Source organism: Paraburkholderia bryophila (assembly GCF_003269035.1).
In the GTDB taxonomy this organism is placed as follows: domain Bacteria; phylum Pseudomonadota; class Gammaproteobacteria; order Burkholderiales; family Burkholderiaceae; genus Paraburkholderia; species Paraburkholderia bryophila.
Genome location: NZ_QLTK01000022.1, coordinates 81567 through 101079, shown reverse-complemented (window position 1 = coordinate 101079; position 19513 = coordinate 81567). Strand labels below are relative to the sequence as shown.

At 64.8% G+C, this 19513-nt stretch carries 12 protein-coding genes; 7 read left to right on the top strand and 5 right to left on the bottom strand.

Annotated elements, in window-relative coordinates; genetic code table 11:
• Nucleotides 1-151: 151 nt before the first annotated feature.
• From tldD to BX591_RS25975, 3 genes are all read right to left on the bottom strand, one after another.
• Nucleotides 152-1618: a metalloprotease TldD gene (gene tldD, locus BX591_RS25985; RefSeq protein WP_111934186.1), complete on the bottom strand. Its 1467-nt coding sequence runs from the start codon at nt 1616-1618 to the stop codon at nt 152-154.
• Nucleotides 1619-1722: 104 nt separating this feature from the next.
• Entirely contained in the window at nt 1723-2574 is an 852-nt protein-coding gene (locus BX591_RS25980; RefSeq protein ID WP_111934185.1) for a carbon-nitrogen hydrolase family protein, read from the bottom strand.
• Between the two features lie 127 nt (nt 2575-2701).
• Nucleotides 2702-6898 carry a YhdP family protein gene (locus BX591_RS25975; protein ID WP_111934216.1) on the bottom strand — a complete coding sequence of 1399 codons (4197 nt, stop codon included), beginning with the start codon at nt 6896-6898 and terminating at the stop codon, nt 2702-2704.
• 184 nt (nt 6899-7082) lie between these two features.
• On the opposite strand from BX591_RS25975, the gene glnE reads away from it, so the two are divergent.
• Nucleotides 7083-9890, top strand: coding sequence for a bifunctional [glutamate--ammonia ligase]-adenylyl-L-tyrosine phosphorylase/[glutamate--ammonia-ligase] adenylyltransferase (gene glnE, locus BX591_RS25970; RefSeq protein WP_111934184.1), 2808 nt, complete (start codon nt 7083-7085; stop codon nt 9888-9890).
• Between the two features lie 174 nt (nt 9891-10064).
• Here the strand turns inward: glnE and recN are convergent, their stop codons facing one another.
• Together recN and BX591_RS25960 are read right to left on the bottom strand one after the other, a co-directional pair.
• Complete coding sequence (recN, locus tag BX591_RS25965) at nt 10065-11735, bottom strand: DNA repair protein RecN (RefSeq protein WP_111934183.1); 1671 nt, start codon at nt 11733-11735, stop codon at nt 10065-10067.
• Between the two features lie 71 nt (nt 11736-11806).
• A complete protein-coding gene (locus BX591_RS25960) occupies nt 11807-12709 on the bottom strand; it encodes an NAD kinase (protein ID WP_035553273.1) in 903 nt (300 codons plus the stop codon).
• A gap of 306 nt (nt 12710-13015) precedes the next feature.
• Here BX591_RS25960 and hrcA point away from each other — a divergent pair, with 306 nt between their 5' ends.
• The 6 genes from hrcA to dnaK all read left to right on the top strand — a co-directional run bounded on the left by hrcA (nt 13016) and on the right by dnaK (nt 19424).
• Entirely contained in the window at nt 13016-14035 is a 1020-nt protein-coding gene (gene hrcA / locus BX591_RS25955; protein WP_111934182.1) for a heat-inducible transcriptional repressor HrcA, read from the top strand.
• Between the two features lie 183 nt (nt 14036-14218).
• A complete protein-coding gene (gene hemH / locus BX591_RS25950; protein WP_111934181.1) occupies nt 14219-15289 on the top strand; it encodes a ferrochelatase in 1071 nt (356 codons plus the stop codon).
• 6 nt (nt 15290-15295) lie between these two features.
• On the top strand, nt 15296-15703 hold the full coding sequence (locus BX591_RS25945; RefSeq protein WP_111934180.1) for an RNA-binding S4 domain-containing protein: 408 nt from the start codon (nt 15296-15298) through the stop codon (nt 15701-15703).
• 509 nt (nt 15704-16212) lie between these two features.
• Nucleotides 16213-16797: a nucleotide exchange factor GrpE gene (gene grpE / locus BX591_RS25940; RefSeq protein WP_111934215.1), complete on the top strand. Its 585-nt coding sequence runs from the start codon at nt 16213-16215 to the stop codon at nt 16795-16797.
• A gap of 77 nt (nt 16798-16874) precedes the next feature.
• Nucleotides 16875-17291: a thioredoxin gene (locus BX591_RS25935; RefSeq protein ID WP_420849420.1), complete on the top strand. Its 417-nt coding sequence runs from the start codon at nt 16875-16877 to the stop codon at nt 17289-17291.
• 180 nt (nt 17292-17471) lie between these two features.
• On the top strand, nt 17472-19424 hold the full coding sequence (gene dnaK, locus BX591_RS25930) for a molecular chaperone DnaK (RefSeq protein ID WP_111934179.1): 1953 nt from the start codon (nt 17472-17474) through the stop codon (nt 19422-19424).
• The last annotated feature ends 89 nt before the right edge of the window (nt 19425-19513 follow it).

The window sequence follows — 19513 nt, the reverse complement described above, 5'->3', positions numbered from 1 at the left end:
TGGCGGACATGGCGAAATGGGGTGGCTGGTAAAAAGGGTGAGTGACTTTATAACCCGGGCAGACCGTGCGGTGCAAGCCGTGGGGTGCAAAAATGCGGGAAATCCGCATACTTCGTGCTAAATGCTCACGAAGTATGCATTTGCTTCACGATCAGGCCGTGCCGCCCACCGTCATCCGGTCGATCCGCAGCGTCGGCTGGCCGACGCCCACCGGCACGCTCTGGCCTTCCTTGCCGCATACGCCTACGCCCGAATCGAGTTTCATGTCGTTGCCGATCATGCTGACGAATTTCAGCGATTCCGGGCCGCTGCCGATCAGCGTCGCGCCTTTTACCGGGTAGGTGACCTTGCCGTTTTCGATCATGTACGCCTCGGAAGCCGAGAACACGAACTTGCCGTTGGTGATGTCCACCTGACCGCCGCCGAAGTTCACCGCATACAAGCCGTTCTTCACCGACTCGATGATTTCCTTCGGGTCCTTGTCGCCGTTCAGCATGTACGTGTTGGTCATGCGCGGCATCGGCAGCGCGGCGTAAGACTCGCGGCGCGCGTTGCCGGTGACCGGCATCTTCATCAGGCGCGCGTTCAGCGTGTCCTGAATGTAGCCCTTCAGGATGCCGTCTTCGATCAACGTGGTGCACTGGGTCGGATTGCCTTCGTCGTCGATATTCAGCGAGCCGCGGCGGTTCGGCAGCGTGCCGTCGTCGACCACGGTGACGCCCTTGGCGGCGACCTGTTCGCCGATGCGTCCCGCGAATGCCGACGAGCCCTTGCGGTTGAAGTCGCCTTCGAGCCCGTGGCCGATCGCTTCGTGCAGCAGCACGCCGGGCCAGCCCGGTCCGAGCACGACGGTCATCGCGCCGGCCGGCGCCGGACGCGCGTCCAGATTTACCAGCGCGGCGTGAACGGCGTCGTCGACGTAGCCCGACAGCACCTCGTCAGTGAAATAGCCGTAGTCGAAGCGGCCACCGCCGCCGCCACTGCCGATTTCACGCCGGCCGTTCTGCTCGGCGATCACCGTGACCGACACGCGCACCAGCGGCCGGATGTCGGCCGCGAAGCCGCCGTCGCTGCGCGCCACCAGCACCACATCGTATTCACCGGCGAGGCCGGCCATGACCTGCTGAATACGCGGATCGCGGCCACGCGCCATCTGTTCGATGCGTTCGAGCAGTTTGACCTTGGCGGTGGCGTCGAGCGAATGCAGCGGGTCGGACGGCAGATACAGATCGCGCCCGGCAATGCCGACCAGCGACGAAGCCGCCTTGATTTTCTGCTTGCCGCCGCCCACTTTGGCGATCGCACGCGTGGCGAGCGCGGCCTGGCGAATCGCTTCGGGCGACAGGTCGTCCGAATACGCGAACGCCGTGCGGTCGCCCGATACGGCACGCACGCCCACGCCCTGGTCGATACTGAAGCTGCCCGACTTGACGATGCCTTCTTCGAGACTCCACGCCTCGCTGCGCGTGTACTGGAAGTACAGGTCCGCGTAGTCGATCTTGTGCGTGAAGATTTCGGCGAGCGTGCGGGTGAGCAGGGCTTCGTCGAGACCGTAGGGCGTCAGGAGGATGTCCTTGGCGGTGGCGAGATTACGGATACCGGGTTCGATGATGTTCATGCGAAGTATGTTCTGCTCGATACGAAGGATTCGGTTAGCGCCACGCTCACTATATGAGTGGCGGGCGCCGCACTTTCAATGCCGCGCGGGATTCGCCCCAGCAATCAACTGAGCACGCGATGACGCCAGGCGGGCAGGCTCTGTCGGACCTCGTCGATGCGCGCACGCTCCAGATTGCCGGCGACCACGCCGGCGCCCTCGTCGCGCACCGCGACGATTTCACCCCAAGGGTCGATCAGCATGCTGTGGCCCCAGGTCCGGCGGCCATTTTCGTGTTTGCCGCCTTGTGCCGCGGCCAGCACGTAACACTGGTTTTCGACCGCGCGGGCGCGTAGCAGCATTTCCCAATGGGCACGGCCGGTGGTGTACGTGAACGCCGACGGCACCACGATCAGCGCGCAGTCGCCCATGCGCCGGTACAACTCCGGAAAGCGCAGATCGTAGCAGACCGACAGGCCGACGCGGCCGAACGGCGCTTCGAACGTGCGGACTGCGTCGCCGGGACGGATGGTGCGCGCCTCGTCGAACGATTCCTCACCCTTTTCGAAGTTGAACAGATGGATCTTGTCATAGCGGGCGGCCTCGTTGCCCTGCGGGTCGAACACCAGCGTGGTGTTCAGCACGCGCGACGCTTCCGGCGCGGTGAGCGGCAGCGTGCCGCCAATCACCCAGACATTGTGACGGCGCGCGGCGTCGCCGAGAAAACGCTGGATCGGGCCGTCCTGATAGGGTTCGCGCACCGCCAGCTTGTCGGTGTCCTTGAAGCCCATGAAACAGAAGTATTCGGGCAGCAGGACCAGTTGCGCGCCGTCGGCGGCGGCTTCGGCGATCAGGCGTTGCGCTTCGGCGAGATTGCGGTCGCGATCCGGTGTGCTGACCATCTGCAACGCGGCGACGCGAAAGACGCTGTCCAGAGAGCCGCTGGATACGGTTGAAGAGACGTGTGGTTCGCTCATGAGCGTTTCGGAAAACTCCCGGCAGGGCGGCGGCGCGACCCGCTGGCGCCGCCTACGTCGTTCAAGGCTGGCTGGGCCGCCGGTGCGGCACCGCGCGTGTTCGACCGGGCAAAGGGTCGAATAGAGCTCAGTGCGCTTCCACGGTCGAAGCCGGAGCGTCCATCTTACCGCGATCGCCCTTGACCCGCTCAACGTGCGGTTTCGACCACGAACCGGTGATGGCATATTCGCGCGCGAACGCGTGCGAGACGGATTTGCTGAACGCCAGATCGGCCACCAGCGCGCCCACGCCGAGCAGCGGATTGATCACCGCAGCGGCGACCACCGCAGCGCCGGCGCTGACCGTCGGCACGATCTGCACGTGCAGATCCTGGGTTTCCTGCGCGAGATCGAGCGTGCCTTTCATCTCGGCGCGAGCCGGCGCGGTGACCATTTCGAAGTTCTCGGTGCGGCCGATTCCGTCGTGGATCTGCGCGGTGCCGGTCACACGTTCGAACGGCAGCCCTTCACCGATCACGTCGCGGAAGTTCAGCGTGGCGACGCGCGCGAGACTTTGCAGGCTGAGCACGCCGAGCAGCTTGGCGACGCCCGGATCGACCTTGAGAATCTGGCCGTGGCGCAGGTCGACGGCGAGGTTGCCGTTGAGCGTCGGATAGTCGATCGCGGTCGGGCCGCCGCGCCACACCACCTTACCCGACAGCGAACCGGCGCCGGCCTTGAGCGTGCGCGGCTGGCCGAAGCGTTCAAGCAGCGCGCCGGCATCTTTGATGTCGAGCTTGAAATCGAACACGGTGCGGCGCGGCGTCGTTTCGTCGGCGGCGTTGCCGAGGTCGGTCGAGGTGCGCCAGTTCGCGGTGGCGGTCAGAGTCGCTGCGGGGTTGGTGATGTCGAGCTTGTCGAGTTGCCAGACCGGCACGCCGTCTTCGGTGAAATTGTGGGCGTCGACTTCGAGGCGGCCAATATCGCGGTCGCGCACGATCAGATCGTTGACCACCAGATCGATGGACGGCATGTTCTGCGCCGGCGCCGACATCGCCTGGCCGAGCAGATCCTTGTCGGCGGCCGACGGAATCACCACGCGGGCGAAGCGCGCCTGCAGCGTGCCCGGCGATTCCTTGCTGGCGCCCGGCAGCCACGACACATGGCCGGACACCTGGTTCGACGCGATGTTCGCCTGCCATTTACCGTCCGCATGCGAAGCGCCGACGATCACGCTGTCCCAGTGACGCTTGAGCAGCGTCAGCGTGCCGATGTGCAGCGCGAAGCGGTTCGGCAGGAATTGCGCGACGGTCGGCTTCGGCGGCGCGGGTGTAGCGGTAGCGACGGCGGGCGCGGGCGCTTCCTTGCTGCGCAGTTGCGTGACGAGCGCGCGCCATGCGTCGGCGTCGAAGGTGTCGAGATCGACAGCGGCGATCACGCCGTCGGACGGCAGATCGGCCGGCTTGTTGACGCCGATTGCGCCGCGCACCACGGTCGGCGGCGACTTCGGCTCGTATTGCAGCAGATAGGTGGCGGCGACCGGTCCGAAGGTGAGATCGGCGCGCTCCAGACCGGCTTCGCCCGACGCGGCGGACGGATTGACCGCGAAGTGCAGCGGCATCGGCGTGCCGACCGGCTTGCCGAACGGCGCCGGGAAGTCGAGCGCGAGGCCGGTCAGATCGGAGTTCGCCGTCACTTCCGGCAGACGCCCTTTGGCGCCGTGCAGGTTCAGCGCGTAGGGCGCGCTGCCGCTCATGCGCGTCAGCACCTGCGCGGCGGGACCGTGCAGATCGAGGCCGCGCGCGGCATCGACGGCGATATGGCCGTTCAGGTCGAGCGCATACGTGCCGTTCTGCTGCAGGCCGCCGTTCGCATGCACGTCGCCGCCGAGGAACTGGCCGGACAGCCGGTCGACCTGCGCCGTATGTTCGGTGAAGCGCACCTTGCCCTTCAGTTGCGACAGCGGCGGCACGTTGTCCACGCTCAGGCGGTTATTCTGGAAACCGACCGCGCCTTCCACGGCGATGTGCGGCATCGGCGTGCGCGGTACCGTCAGCTTGAGCGCGAGCGACGCGGGTCCTTCCGCGTGCAGCTTGTCGGTCTGGTGTTTGGCCATGATGCCGAGCGAACTCTGGTTCACGTAGTCGAGCATATCGGCGAGCGGGCCGCGCGCGTCGCCGTCGATCACGAGGCTCGACGCCTTGGTGCCGAGATCGTCGATCTTGCCGCTGACGCGTGTCAGCGCCACCCGCTGGTAACGCGCACGGTCGATGTCGAAGCGCAACACGTTCTGCTTCAGCGCGAACACCCCGTCGATGCCGTCCAGCGCCGGCCACACGTTCGGCGTGCCGTTGCGCATCTTGCGCGGCGGGAACGGCGACGGGTCGAACTTGCCGCCTTTGAACGGCGCGACGATCTGAAAAATGCCCGCGCTCGGGTCGCGCGAGTAGGGGAATTTGGTCAGATCGCCATGAATTTCGATCGTCGCGCCGCGCGACATGCCCGCCTGCAGCCCGTGGCCCAGATAGATGCGCAACTTTTCGCTGATGCTGGTGGGCAGATAACGGACGATGCGCGTCACCTGGGCGCGCTCGAAGTTGGCCTTCAGGTCGAGCGAGCCGCGCCCGTGACCGGGATTGCTGTAACTGGCAGTCGCGGTGGCCGCGGTATCGACGTTCGAGATCGCGAAGTCGGCCAGCTTGACGGCAAAGCCAGGATGATTCTCGCCGGGCGCCTTCGGCGTGATGGTCCAGTCGGCGCGGCCATGCAGGCGGTCCAGCTGCAGACGCGGGTCGTCGAACACGCCGGGCAGCGTAATCGCCACATTGGACGTGTCGAGCAGCGCGGTGCCATGTTTCTCGTCGGCGTCGACGCTGCCCCACAGATTTTCGATACCGGGAATGCCGGCGCGCGGGTGATTCAGCGGCGTGAGCCCCGGCGGCGGCTCCTGCGCGGCGAGGCTGATGCCTTGCAAGTCGCCCTTGAACCGATAACGTTCGATCGGTTCGGCGCCGCTCGTCTGATGGTCGCTGCCCGCTTCGCCCGCCTCCGGTTTGCCGCGCTCCACTTCGATTACGTAGTTCGCCACCATGCCGCGCGGATTGAAGCGCACGAGGTTGTTCAGCAGACGCCGCGGTAGCGGCAGCGCGCGGCTGAATTCCGCGAGGATGCCCAGATCGACCCGGTCGCCGCTCACGCTGACCAGTTGTCCGTGCTGCAGCGAAGCCTGCCGGTAGCGGCCGTTCAACGTGGTGAGCGCAAGCGTGCGGGTGAGCGGCGTGCCGTCGTCGAGCGGCGGCTGGCCAAGTTCGGCATGCAGGTGATCCAGTTGCAGCTTGTAGTCGCCCGGTTCGACTTCGACCTGCCATTGGAAATTGGCGACCGGTACCAGCAGCTTCGGCTGGGTGGGACGCACGCGCATCGCGACGTCCGTGCCGGAGAGTTGACCGCGCGCGCGGGTCATGCGGCCGTCGGCGAAGTCGGCCCAGATCGCGTTGTCGATACGGCCCGCGAACATCTCGATCGGCAGATTGATATAGCGCGCAAGCGCCGGCAGATCGACGGGGCCGGTCGACATGTACACCTGCCCGGTCCAGTTGATCGGCTTGCCGATCGCGGAGAGCGGCGTGTGCCGGAAATGCGTGCGGAAATCGAGCGGGCCGTGCAGCACCTGGCCGTCGGCGGGCGCCTGCAGCGCCATGCGGTGTTCGTAGCCGTCGTTGAGAATCGCAATGCGGATGTCGCGCAGCGCGAGTTCCGATGCGTCGTGCGTGGCGTCGCGCCAGCGCAGCACGCCGCCGCGCACCACGATCGCCTGCTGGCGCAGCAGCCAGGTGGAGAGCGTGTCGTTGCCGCTGTGGCGGGTGGGGATCGGCACGCCCGCCACCGACATCACGCCGTCGCCGCTGCGCGATACCAGCACGTCGGGCTGATCGACGATCAGGCTGGACAGCGCAGGATGGAATTGCCACAGCGACTTCCACGACAGCGTCGCGGTGGCGTGCGGAATGGTCAGCGCGGGTTTGCCTTCCTGGTCGCGGATTACCAGATCGGTGACGTCGAGACCCGGTTGAAAGCCGCTCCAGTGTGGCGCCAGTTTGCCGATGGTGAACTGCGTGTGCAGTTTGTCAGAGACGGTCGCTTCGATCCGCGGACGGAACGCGTCCACGCGCGGCAGCAGCACGTAACGCAAGCCGAGAAACAGGCCGGCCGCGATGAAGTAGAGCACGAGCGCGACCGCGAGGACCACGTGAAAGGTCCGACGCAGCACGATGTGGTCGCTTCCGCTCACTGGCCGGACCTGCCCGGTTTCGTGCGGGTCGGCGGATTCGTTTCGCTCGGACATGCTGCGGCGGGTGGGCGTATGGTAGTTTTGCGAATTAACGACGAAATGTAACACACGGGAAAGCGCAGGCGGACCTCCTGCAAACCCTGTCTGCATGCCGCCTCGCGACTTGCGCGAGGGTGCCGGACCCGGTGTTACCGCGAACTGAACAAGCTGATCAAGCAACGAGCGAGCCAGACCCTTGATGACCGACGCAACTCTCCTGAGTTCCACCTATTCACATTACGCGGCGCGGGCTGCCGCGGCCCGTCCGCAAATCGTGGCGCACGTCGCGGCGCTGGCCGCCGCGCCGCTCACGCGCGAGCGCATCGACGCGCGCTTCGACGCGTTGTGCGGGGAAGCGGCCGGTGCCGGCGCCGATTGGACACTGGGCGCGCCGTTGAGCGAGGATGCACTCAAACGGGCCCTGCGTCAGTTGCGTACCGAGGTGTTTTGCGCCGTGATGGAGCGCGATCTGGCCGGCGAGGCGGACGTCGCCGAAGTCACCGGTGCCATGACCGATCTGGCCGAAACGACGATCCAGCGTGCTCTCTCCGTGTTGTCCGCCGATCTCGAAACGCTCTATGGCGAGCCGCGCGGACCCGAAGGCGAACGGCTCTCGCTCGGCGTGGTCGGCATGGGCAAGCTGGGCGGGCGCGAGCTGAACGTGTCGTCGGATATCGACCTGATCTTTATTTATGAAGAGGACGGCGAGACCTCGGGCGGACAACGTTCGCCGATCGCCACGCAAGACTTTTTTACGCGCCTCGGCAAACGGCTGATCGGCGCGCTGGCCGAAGTCACCGCCGACGGCTACGTGTTCCGGGTCGATATGCGGCTGCGGCCGAACGGCGATTCCGGGCCGCTGGTGTGCAGCCTCGGCATGCTCGAAGAGTATTTCTACGTGCAGGGCCGCGAATGGGAGCGTTACGCGTGGATCAAGGGCCGGCTCGTGTCCGAAGGCGCGAGCGACGCGGCCCAGCGGCTGCAGAAACAGCTCGACGCGATCGTGACGCCGTTCGTCTATCGCCGCTATCTCGACTTCGGCGTGATCAGCGCGATTCGCGCGCTGCATCTGCAGATTCGCCAGGAAGCGCAGCGCCGTGCGTCGATGCGGCCCGACAAAGCCGACGACATCAAGCTCGGGCGCGGCGGCATCCGCGAAATCGAATTTAGCGCGCAGGTGTTCCAGTTGATTCGCGGCGGCCAGGATGCCGGTTTCCGCGTCCGTCCAACGCTGGCCGTGCTGCGGCACGCGGCGACGCATGGACTGATCGACACGACGGTCTGTGTGAAGCTTTCGCAGGCTTATCGTTTTCTGCGTGAACTCGAACATCGGCTGCAGTATCGCAACGACGCGCAAACCCATGCGATGCCGGTCGATCCGGAAGAGCGCGCGGCGCTCGCCCGCGCGATGGGTTGCGACGACTACGCCGTATTGATGGCCCGGCTCGACGCGCATCGCGAGTTCGTCGAGCAGCAGTTCGACCAGATTTTCGCCGACAAGGTGAGCGGCCGCGACGGCTGCGGCGCGCCCGAAGACGGCGCCGCCGCATGGGTCTGGAGCAGCGCGCTCGCCGACGACAGCGCGGACGACGCCTTGCAGGCACGGCTCGTCGAACTCGGCGTGGCCGAACCCGGCGATTTGCTCGCGCGACTGCGCGGCGTGTGGCAGTCGTCGCGCTACGCCGGGTTGGCCGAGCGTAGCCGGCAACGCTTCGACGTCGTCGCGCAGCGGGCATTGGAGGCCGCGCGCACGCTCGAGCCGCCCGAGCGGCGCGGCGATACCGTGGCGCGCTTCTTCGATCTGCTCGAAGCGGTGAGCCGGCGCGGCGCGTATCTGGCGTTGCTGACCGAATATCCGCAGGCGCTGCATCGGGTGCTGTCGGTGCTGGGCGGGTCGCGCTGGGCGGCCGGCTATCTGATCCGCCATCCGCAACTGCTCGACGAACTGCTCGACGACGAAGCGATCAACAGCCCGTTCGACTGGCCCGAATTCAAGCGCACGCTGCGCTTGCGTCTCGCCGCCGCGGACGGCGTCGAACAGCAGATGGACCTGCTGCGCCACGCGCATCAGGCCGAAGTGTTCCGCATCCTGCTGATCGATCTGGCCGGTAAGCTGAGCGTCGAACACGTGAGCGACCGGTTGTCCGAGCTGGCCGACGCCGTGCTCGACGTCACGCTCGAAGCAGTGTGGAAGCAGTTGCCCAAGCGTCATCGCGAGGTGCCGCGCTTCGCGGTGATCGCGTACGGCAAGCTGGGCGGCAAGGAGCTGGGCTACGCGTCCGACCTCGACGTGATCTTCCTCTACGACGACACCGACGATGCCGCCGCCGAGGTTTACTCCACCTACACCCGTCGCCTGATCACCTGGCTGACGACTGCGACCGGCGCGGGCACACTGTTCGACGTCGATCTACGCTTGCGGCCGAACGGCGAATCGGGCCTGCTCGTCACGGACCTCGACGCGTTCCGCCGCTACCAGCTACGCGAGGGCGACGCGGCCAATACCGCATGGGTCTGGGAACACCAGGCGCTGACCCGCGCGCGTTACTGCGCGGGCGACGCCGAGATCGGCGCGAAGTTCGAGGCGATCCGCGAACAGGTGCTGACCACGCCGCGCGAAGCAGCGCCGCTCGCCAGGGAGATCGTCGAGATGCGCGAGCGCGTCGAGGCGGGGCATCCGAACCATACGGCGCTGTTCGACCTGAAGCACGATCGCGGCGGCATGGTCGACATCGAGTTCACCGTGCAGTATTGGGTGCTGCTGCACGCGGCGAGCGATCCCGAGCTGATCCGCAATACCGGCAATATCGCGTTGCTGCGGGAAGTGTCGCGCTTCGGTTTGATGAGCGAGGCGGAAGCGGAGACGGTCGGCGCGGCGTATCGCACTTACCGCAAGTTGCAGCACAAGCTGCGGCTGGACGGGATGGAAAAGGCGCGTGTCGTGCCGGCGCTGGTGGAGACCGAGCGCGAGGCGGTGTTGGGGTTGTGGGAGCGGGTGTTCGGGTGAGGCGGGCAGGGTTTCGCGCCGCGGCCGCCGCAATCCTGCGCGAGTGCGGGGGTGCGCGCGGCATACGGCACCTCGCTGCGTTTGACGGGGCGAGATTTCAGCGTAGCCGCCGGTTCGCGTTCGCGCTGCACGACCGGCCAAAGTGGCTGCCTTGGCCGAGTCCCGCGCCCGGCACTAAGCCGCCAGCATTTCCTTCGCGTGCTTGCGGGTGGTCGGTGTGATCTCCAGACCACCGAGCATGCGCGCGACTTCCTCCACGCGGCTCGCCTTGTCGAGCGATGTGACGCTGCTCACCGTGCCGCCCTTGCCGTTGCCCGCTTTCGCGACCTGGAAGTGATGGTCGCCGCGCGCCGCGACCTGCGGCAGATGAGTCACGCAGAGCACCTGGCGCGCTTGCCCGAGCTGATGCAGCAGCCGTCCGACTACTTCGGCGACGCCGCCGCCGATGCCCGTATCCACCTCGTCGAAAATCAGCGTGGGAGTAGGGCTGGCCGCGCTGGCGATCACGGCGAGCGCCAGACTGATACGCGCCAGTTCACCGCCTGAGGCGACTTTGGCGAGCGGCCGCAGCGGCACGCCCGCGTGACCGGCCACGCGGAATTCGACCTGTTCCAGCCCATGCGCGCCGCCTTCCGGCAGCGGCACCAGCGCGACTTCGAAGCTGCCGCCTTTCATCGACAATTCCTGCATGCCGGTGGTGACCGCCGCGCCCAAGGCCTTGCCGGCCTTGACGCGTGCCTTCGACAGTTTTTTTGCCTCGGCGAGAAAGGTCTCTTTGGCCCTGGCTTCGGCGGCGTGCAGGCTGTCGAGGTCGGCGGCGGCGTCGAGTGCGGCTAGTTGCGCGCGCCGCGCCTCGTGTTCTTCAGGCAGCGTTTCAGGTTTCAGGCGGAATTTGCGCGCCGCCGAATGCAGCGCGTCGAGGCGCTTTTCGACCTGCGCCAGCCGGTCCGGATCGAGTTCGAGCTTTTGCGCGTAATGGCTCAGCGAATACGCGGCTTCCTGCAGCTGGATCTCGGCGGGTTCGAGCGCGGCGAGCACGTCGTTCAACGCCGGATCGATCTCGGCCAGGTCGCGCACTTTCGAAACGATCGATGCCAGATGCGTGATCATCGCCTCGTCCGATTCGGATAGCGCGCCGAGCGCACCTTGCACGCCGTCGATCAGATTCGCCGAGTGCGATAGCCGCCGGTGCTCGCTGTTGACCTCTTCCCATTCGCCCGGCTGCGGCGCGAGTTTGTCCAGTTCGGTGAGCTGCCACGCGAGCCGCTCGCGCTCCAGTTGCAATTCGCGGTCGCGGGTTTGCGCATGTTCGACGGCCTGCACTTTTTCGCGCCACGTGCGCCAGGCGCGCGAGACGGTCGCCGCCGTGTCGGTCAGTCCGGCGTGCGTGTCGAACAGTTCGCGCTGCGCGTCCGGGCGCATCAGCAACTGGTGCGCGTGCTGGCCGTGAATGTCCACCAGCATCTCGCCGAGCTCGCGTAACTGCGTGAGGGTGGCCGCGGTGCCATTGATGAACGCCCGCGAGCGGCCGTTGGCGTCCACCACGCGGCGCAGCATCACCGTGCCGCCGTGCTGGCCGTCGTCGTCGGCTGCACCGAAGGCCTGCTGGTCGAGCCACTGTTCGACCTGCGCATGGATCTCGAACTCCGCAGTGATGTCGGCGCGGCTCTCGCCGGTACGCACGACGTTCGCGTCGGCGCGGGCGCCGAGCGCGAGTGCCAGCGCGTCGATCAGAATCGACTTGCCGGCGCCGGTTTCGCCGGAGAAAACGGTGAAGCCGGTGTCGAATTCGAGGTCGAGCGCGGCGACGATGACGAAGTCGCGTATCGAGAGGTGGCGCAGCATGGAGGTGGTCTGGTGAGCTTGAATTCAGGGTTCGGCAGCGGCGGCGTGGCTTTCCAGAGGCTGCTCGCGGTTCAGGGCTTGGTGTCTTCTTCGTGCGACGGGTATTCGTTCCAGTGCAGCTTCTTGCGCAGCGTCGCGAAGTAGCTGTAGCCGACTGGATGCAGCATGGGCACCGTATGGCGCGAGCGGCGCACTTCGATCGTGTCGCTCAATTCCAGCGACGTGAACGACTGCATGTCGAAGTTCACGTTGACCTCGCGGCCCGACACGATCTGGATGCTCACCTTCGAGTCGTCCGGCAGCACGATCGGCCGGTTGGACAGCGCGTGCGGCGCGATCGGCACCAGCACGATGCCGCCCAATTGCGGATGCAGGATGGGCCCTTGCGAGGAAAGCGCGTAAGCGGTCGAGCCGGTCGGCGTAGCGACGATCAGGCCGTCCGAGCGCTGGTTGTACATGAAACGCCCGTCGACCGAGACATGCAGCTCCGCCATGCCCGAAAAGCCGCTGCGGTTGACCACCACGTCGTTGAAGGCCAGCGCGTGATAGATCGGATTGCCGTTGCGCATGATGCGCGCCTCGAGCAGCACGCGCTCTTCACGCTCGAAATTGCCCGCCAGCATTTGCGGCACGATCTCGCGCATGTCGGAGATCGGAATGTCGGTAATGAAGCCGAGCCGGCCGTGATTGATGCCGATCAGCGGCGTGCGGTAGGGCGCGAGCTGGCGGCCGATGCCCAGCATGGTGCCGTCGCCGCCCAGCACGACGGCCACGTCGGCGCGCGCGCCGATCTCGGCGGGACGCAGCGCCGGGTAGTCGGTGACGCCGATTTCGGCGGCGGTGTCGGCTTCGAACACGACCTCGAAGCCGCGCTTCGCGATGCACGAGGCGAGCGCGGTCAAGGGCTCGACGATGCCCGGCGTATTGTTGCGCCCGACGAGCGCGACGGTCTTGAACTGGCTGGTCACTTGCATGCCGGCATTACACCATAGGTAGGGCTTGAAAAGAACCGCTGACAGACCCGGTAGCGGGCCGGCGCGGGTGGGCTGCCGGCGTATTTCGCGATTATCGTTAGAATGGTGAAGCGTTGATGACATGCGTGCCGGTTAGCGTGCCACGGCGCGCCGTTGTCGAGGTGGCGGTCCGAACCTCGGGCCACGCGCCGGCTCACGCAGTGGATCGAAGACAAAGCGGCGCCCGGGCGAGCCGTGGTGCATTCGTCAACGGTGAGCGCCGTTAGCGCTCGCGATAGCCGTGTCATTAAGCTAAAATTTTCCGTCATGCTAGATCCTCGCGCACAAACCCTCCTCAAAACGCTGATCGAGCGCTACATCGCCGAAGGTCAGCCGGTCGGCTCGCGCACGTTGTCACGTTACTCCGGCCTGGAACTCAGTCCGGCGACGATCCGCAACGTGATGTCCGACCTCGAGGACCTGGGGCTCGTGATCAGTCCGCATACATCCGCCGGGCGCATCCCCACGCCGCGCGGCTATCGCCTTTTCGTGGATACGATGCTGACCGTCGAATCCGCCGCGGACGAAGAAGCGGTCATGCGCGTCGTCAAGACCACGCTGCAGGCGGGTGAACCGCAGAAGATCGTCGCCGCGGCGGCCAGCGTGCTGTCCAATCTGTCGCAGTTCGCCGGCGTGGTGCTTACGCCGCGGCGCAGCCACGTGTTCAAGCAGATCGAGTTCATGCGGCTGTCCGACAAGCGTATTCTGCTGATCATCGTGACGCCGGAAGGCGACGTGCAAAACCGCATCATGGCGACGCAGCGCGACTTTTCGCCGTCGCAACTGGTGGAGGCGTCGAATTACATCAACGCGCATTTCGCCGGCCTCTCGTTCGACGACGTGCGCCGCCGCCTGCGCGAGGAAATCGACGAACTGCGCGGCGACATGACCACGCTGATGCACGCCGCCGTCACGGCCAGCACCGAAGAATCCGACACCGGCGAGAACGTGCTGATTTCCGGCGAGCGCAACCTGCTGGAGGTCGCCGACCTTTCGTCCGACATGGCGCGCCTGCGCAAGCTGTTCGATGTGTTCGACCAAAAGACCAGTCTCCTTCAATTACTCGACGTGTCGAGCCACGCGGCGGGCGTGCAGATTTTCATTGGCGGCGAATCGAATCTCGTGCCGATCGAGGAAATGAGCGTGGTCACCGCGCCGTACGAAGTGAACGGCAAGATCGTCGGCACGCTCGGCGTGATCGGGCCGACCCGCATGGCGTACAACCGCGTGATTCCGATCGTGGATATCACCGCGCGCCTGCTTTCCCTGACCCTCAGCCAGCAGTAGCGGGTTGCCCGGAGGCGGCAACTCACGCGCTCATTTCAAGTCCGGTCATCATGCGCGACGGCGCGCGGCTTGCCAATTGGCCGAATGGCCAGGGGTGTACGGCGGACCGGTCGCCAGACCGCGCCGCTATAATGAAACCCACCTGAATCGACTCTCCGCCTCAAGCGGTTACCTCTGCTGCCTATGCGCTTCGACCTCGAGCGGCCTTCCCAGAACGCCACGTCACACCGTGTCGCCGTACTGCTGATCAATCTCGGCACGCCCGACGCGCCGACGCCGCGCGCGGTCCGCCGCTATCTCTCGCAGTTTCTGTCCGATCCTCGCGTGGTCGAAATTCCGTCGCTGTTGTGGCAGATCATCCTGCGGTTGCTGATCCTGCCGTTCCGCAGTCCGGCGTCGGCGAAAAAGTACGCCGCGGTCTGGATGCCGGAAGGCTCGCCGCTGCGCGTCTATACCGAGAAGCAGGTGGAGGGCTTGCGCCATCTGTTGCAACTGAACGACTACACGGTGCTGGTGGACTACGCGATGCGTTACGGCACGCCGGGCATTCCGGCCATGCTTAATCAGTTGAAGCTGGCGGGCGCCGAGCGTGTGTTGCTGGTGCCCATGTATCCGCAATACTCGTCGTCGACCACGGCCACCGCTTTCGACGACGCCTTTTCAGCGCTCAAGCGCATGCGCAATCAGCCGGAAATCCGCACGGTGCGTCAGTACGCGGACCATCCCGCGTATATTTCGGCGCTGGCCGCGCAGGTGCATCAATACTGGCATCAGCACGGCCGGCCCGACTTCGCGGCGGGCGACAAGCTGGTGTTGAGTTTTCACGGCGTGCCCAAGCGCACCATGGATCTCGGCGACCCCTATCACGAGCAATGCCAGCAGACCGGCGCGCTGCTCATGCAGGCGTTGGAACTGACGTCCGTGGAGTGCCGCATCACGTTCCAGTCGCGCTTTGGCAAAGCCGAATGGTTGCAGCCGTACACGGCGCCTACGCTGAAGGAACTTGGCGCGGCGGGCGTGCGCCGCGCCGACGTTTTCTGCCCGGGCTTTACCGCCGACTGCCTTGAAACCATTGAGGAAATCGGCATGGAAGTGCGCGACGAGTTCCTGCACGCCGGTGGCAAGGAGTTCCATCGGATCGCTTGTGTGAACGCGTCGCCGGCGTGGATTGCCGCGCTCGGCGAAATCGTCGCGCAGAATCTGCAGGGTTGGCCGGTTCAGGTGATGCCGGTGCCGCATTCGACAGAGGCTTGAACGGCAATGAACTACCAGATTTCGACCGAAACGGGTGCGAAGCTACGCATCGACAAATGGCTTTGGGCGGCGCGCTTCTTCAAGACGCGCTCGCTTGCTGCGGATGCCGTCGAGAAAGGTCATGCGCGCATTGGCGGCGTGAGCGTGAAGCCGGCGAAAGACGTGCGTGTCGGCGATCTGGTGGAGATCGAAATCGAGCGGATCGTGTGGCAGGTGGAAGTGCTGGGCGTATGCGACGTGCGCGGCCCGGCAAGCGTCGCGCAGACGCTCTATGCGGAAACCGAGGAAAGCAGGGTGAAGCGGCAGGTCGAGCAGGAACGGCGCAAAACGTATCGCGAGCCGGCGGCCGCGTTGCACGGCCGGCCGACCAAGCGCGACAGGCGCACTATCGACAAACTTTCAGGTGGGGATTGAACAGTTGTTCCATGGTCGCGTGCACACCGCCGTATTCGGTAGTGTGATCGTTGACAGCCCCGGACATGCAGATGGTCGTGGTGCCCAAAATCAGTACCAATGCGACCACCGAGATTGCGAAGGTCAGTTTCACGGTACTCCCCTTGGGAAGATTCAGGACGGAAACAGGCGAATCAGGTGGAATTGCAAACGTCGGTAAGGCTTACGTCAGATTAGGGTTAACGTGTCTTTTTCGACGCTTTAGTGGAGCATAGGCCACTTGTTGGCCGCACTCAATCTCAATCTGATTGCGTCGCAATAATGGTTGTAACCGGGCATTTCGGCCGCACGTCCGTGGTGCGAAAAGTTGCTCGGGACCCGCTTGAAACGGGTCTTTCCGGCCCCATCTGCTGTTCCGTTATGCGGTGGCGCGCCAGCTAGTCTGTCGCTATTTTGCAACGCACAAATCGCGCCCGCATTTGCGCGCTGCCGCCACCGTTGGTTTTTACTTTTTTACGACTTTCAGCGACATGGAAAACACGCAAGAGAACCCGACGAGCCAGAATCCCACGCCCGCGGACCAAGCCGAGCGCCAGGCCGCCGAGGCTGCGGCAGCCCAGCAGGAAGCCGCCGCAGGCGCCGCGACCGAGGCGCCGGCAGGCCTCGAGCAGGCCGCGCTGGCGGAAGCTCACGCCAAAATCGCCGAACTGCAGGAAAGCTTCCTGCGGGCGAAGGCCGAGACGGAAAACGTGCGTCGCCGCGCGCAGGAAGACGTGACCAAGGCGCATAAGTTTGCGATCGAGAGCTTCGCCGAGCATTTGCTGCCGGTGGTGGACAGCCTCGAAGCGGCCGTCGCTCACTCGTCCGACGATCTGCAAAAGGTGCGTGAAGGCGTCGAACTGACGCTGCGTCAATTGAACGGCGCGCTGGAAAAGGGCCGGGTCGTCGCCCTGAATCCGGTCGGCGAGAAGTTCGACCCGCATCGCCACCAGGCTATTTCTATGGTGCCGGCCGATCAGGAGCCGAACACCGTCGTGGCGGTGCTGCAAAAAGGCTTCGTGATCGCCGACCGCGTGTTGCGTCCCGCACTCGTGACCGTCGCGGCGCCGAAGTAAACGTCGCGGCTTGCTGGCGCTTGATCTGTTTGCCGGACGGTCGCCAGCGCGTTAATTAAGTCGGCCTGGCAACCGCCATGGCCAAGCTTCCCGTCGACGCCACCGCGTTCACCGTCTTCGACATGCATGAACTCGACGCTGGGCTGGCGTTAGCCGGCGACGAGCTCGCGGCGGTGTTTTTCTGGGGCAGCAACCGCTTCAACTACGAAGTCGCGACGAAGGCGATGCTGGCACAACCGGAAGCGCTCCGCGCGCCCGGTCTGAGGTGGTTTCATCGCAACGTCTGCGAGCATTGCGGTCTGGGCTGGCGCTTCATGCTTCACGGCGGGCCCGCATGGTTCTTCTTCTGCGCGGCAAAAGTCTCGGCCGGGCGACTGGCTGGCGCGGCCTCGGGCAGTTCGAAGCCGCGGTCGCCGCGGTTTGCGGGAAGGTTCGGACATTCGATTCGGGCGCTTCGACCGGTCGTGCGGCGAGCGGCGGCGAGAAAGCAGTAAAAGAAGCGGAAAAAGTTCGACCGATTGAAAAGAATTAAAGACCGCATCGTAAAAGAGGTCTTGAAAACGATGCGGACGCACTTATGTTGAGTGCAGGTAGGAATTGAGAGCGGATCGCCTTGCCGCCAGATGCCAAACAAGGCGATTTCCGCAGCGATCAAAGTCAGGAGAATAGTAAAAATGGGCAAAATCATCGGTATCGACCTCGGCACGACCAACTCGTGCGTGGCGATCATGGAAGGCAACACGGTTAAGGTGATCGAGAACTCGGAAGGTGCGCGCACCACGCCGTCGATCATCGCTTACATGGAAGACGGCGAGATTCTCGTCGGCGCGCCGGCGAAGCGTCAGTCGGTCACGAACCCGAAGAACACGCTGTACGCGGTCAAGCGCCTGATCGGCCGCCGCTTCGAAGAAAAAGAAGTGCAGAAAGACATCGCTCTGATGCCGTACAAGATCATGAAGGCCGACAACGGCGACGCATGGATCGAAGTGCGCGATCAGAAGCTGGCGCCGCCGCAAATCTCCGCGGAAACGCTGCGCAAGATGAAGAAGACCGCTGAAGACTACCTCGGCGAGCCGGTCACCGAAGCCGTGATCACGGTTCCCGCGTACTTCAACGACAGCCAGCGTCAGGCAACCAAGGACGCCGGCCGCATCGCCGGTCTGGAAGTCAAGCGCATCATCAACGAGCCGACCGCAGCTGCTTTGGCATTCGGTCTGGACAAGGCCGAAAAGGGCGACCGCAAGATCGCGGTGTATGACCTGGGCGGCGGTACGTTCGACGTCTCGATCATCGAAATCGCGGATGTGGACGGTGAAATGCAGTTCGAAGTGCTGTCCACGAACGGCGATACGTTCCTGGGCGGTGAAGACTTCGACCAGCGCATCATCGATTACATCATCGGCGAGTTCAAGAAAGAACAGGGCGTCGATCTGTCGAAAGACGTGCTCGCACTGCAACGCCTGAAGGAATCGGCTGAAAAGGCGAAGATCGAACTGTCGTCGAGCCAGCAAACCGAAATCAACCTGCCGTACATCACGGCCGACGCGTCGGGTCCGAAGCACTTGAACCTGAAGATCACGCGCGCCAAGCTGGAAGCGCTGGTTGAAGAACTGATCGAACGCACCATCGAGCCGTGCCGCATGGCGATCAAGGACGCGGGCGTGAAGGTCGGCGAAATCGACGACGTGATTCTGGTCGGCGGTATGACGCGTATGCCGAAGGTGCAGGAAAAGGTTAAGGAATTCTTCGGCAAGGACCCGCGCCGTGACGTGAACCCGGACGAAGCCGTGGCCGTTGGCGCCGCGATTCAAGGTCAGGTTCTGTCGGGTGACCGCAAGGACGTTCTGCTGCTCGACGTGACCCCGCTGTCGCTCGGCATCGAAACGCTCGGCGGCGTGATGACGAAGATGATCAACAAGAACACCACGATCCCGACCAAGCACGCTCAGGTCTACTCGACGGCCGACGACAATCAGGGCGCCGTGACGATCAAGGTGTTCCAGGGCGAACGCGAAATGGCAGCTGGCAACAAGCTGCTGGGCGAGTTCAACCTCGAAGGCATTCCGCCGGCACCGCGCGGCACGCCGCAGATCGAAGTGAGCTTCGACATCGACGCGAACGGCATTCTCCACGTCGGCGCGAAAGACAAGGCGACCGGCAAGGAAAACCGCATCACGATCAAGGCCAACTCGGGTCTGTCCGAAGCCGAGATCGAAAAGATGGTGAAGGACGCGGAAGCCAACGCCGAAGAAGATCACAAGCTGCGTGAGCTGGCCGACGCCCGCAACCAGGGCGACGCGCTGGTCCACAGCACGAAGAAAGCGCTGACCGAATACGGCGACAAGCTGGACGCGGGCGAGAAGGACAAGATCGAAGCCGCGCTGAAGGACCTCGAAGAAACGCTGAAGAGCGGTTCGAGCGACAAGGCAGAGATCGAAGCCAAGATCGAAGTCGTGGCAACCGCCTCGCAGAAGATGGGCGAGAAGATGTATGCGGACATGCAGGCAGCGCAAGGTGCCGAAGCAGCGGCAGCAGGCGCGGCGGGCGCGGGTGCATCGGCGGGCGGCGCGAGCCAGCAGCAGGACGACGTGGTCGACGCCGAGTTCAAGGAAGTCAAGAAAGACTAAAGCCAGGTCGCATTTCGACCGTAAAGCCGCACACGGCAACGTGTGCGGCCCGGCTGCACAATCCCCTGCACCCATTCGGGCCGCAGCAA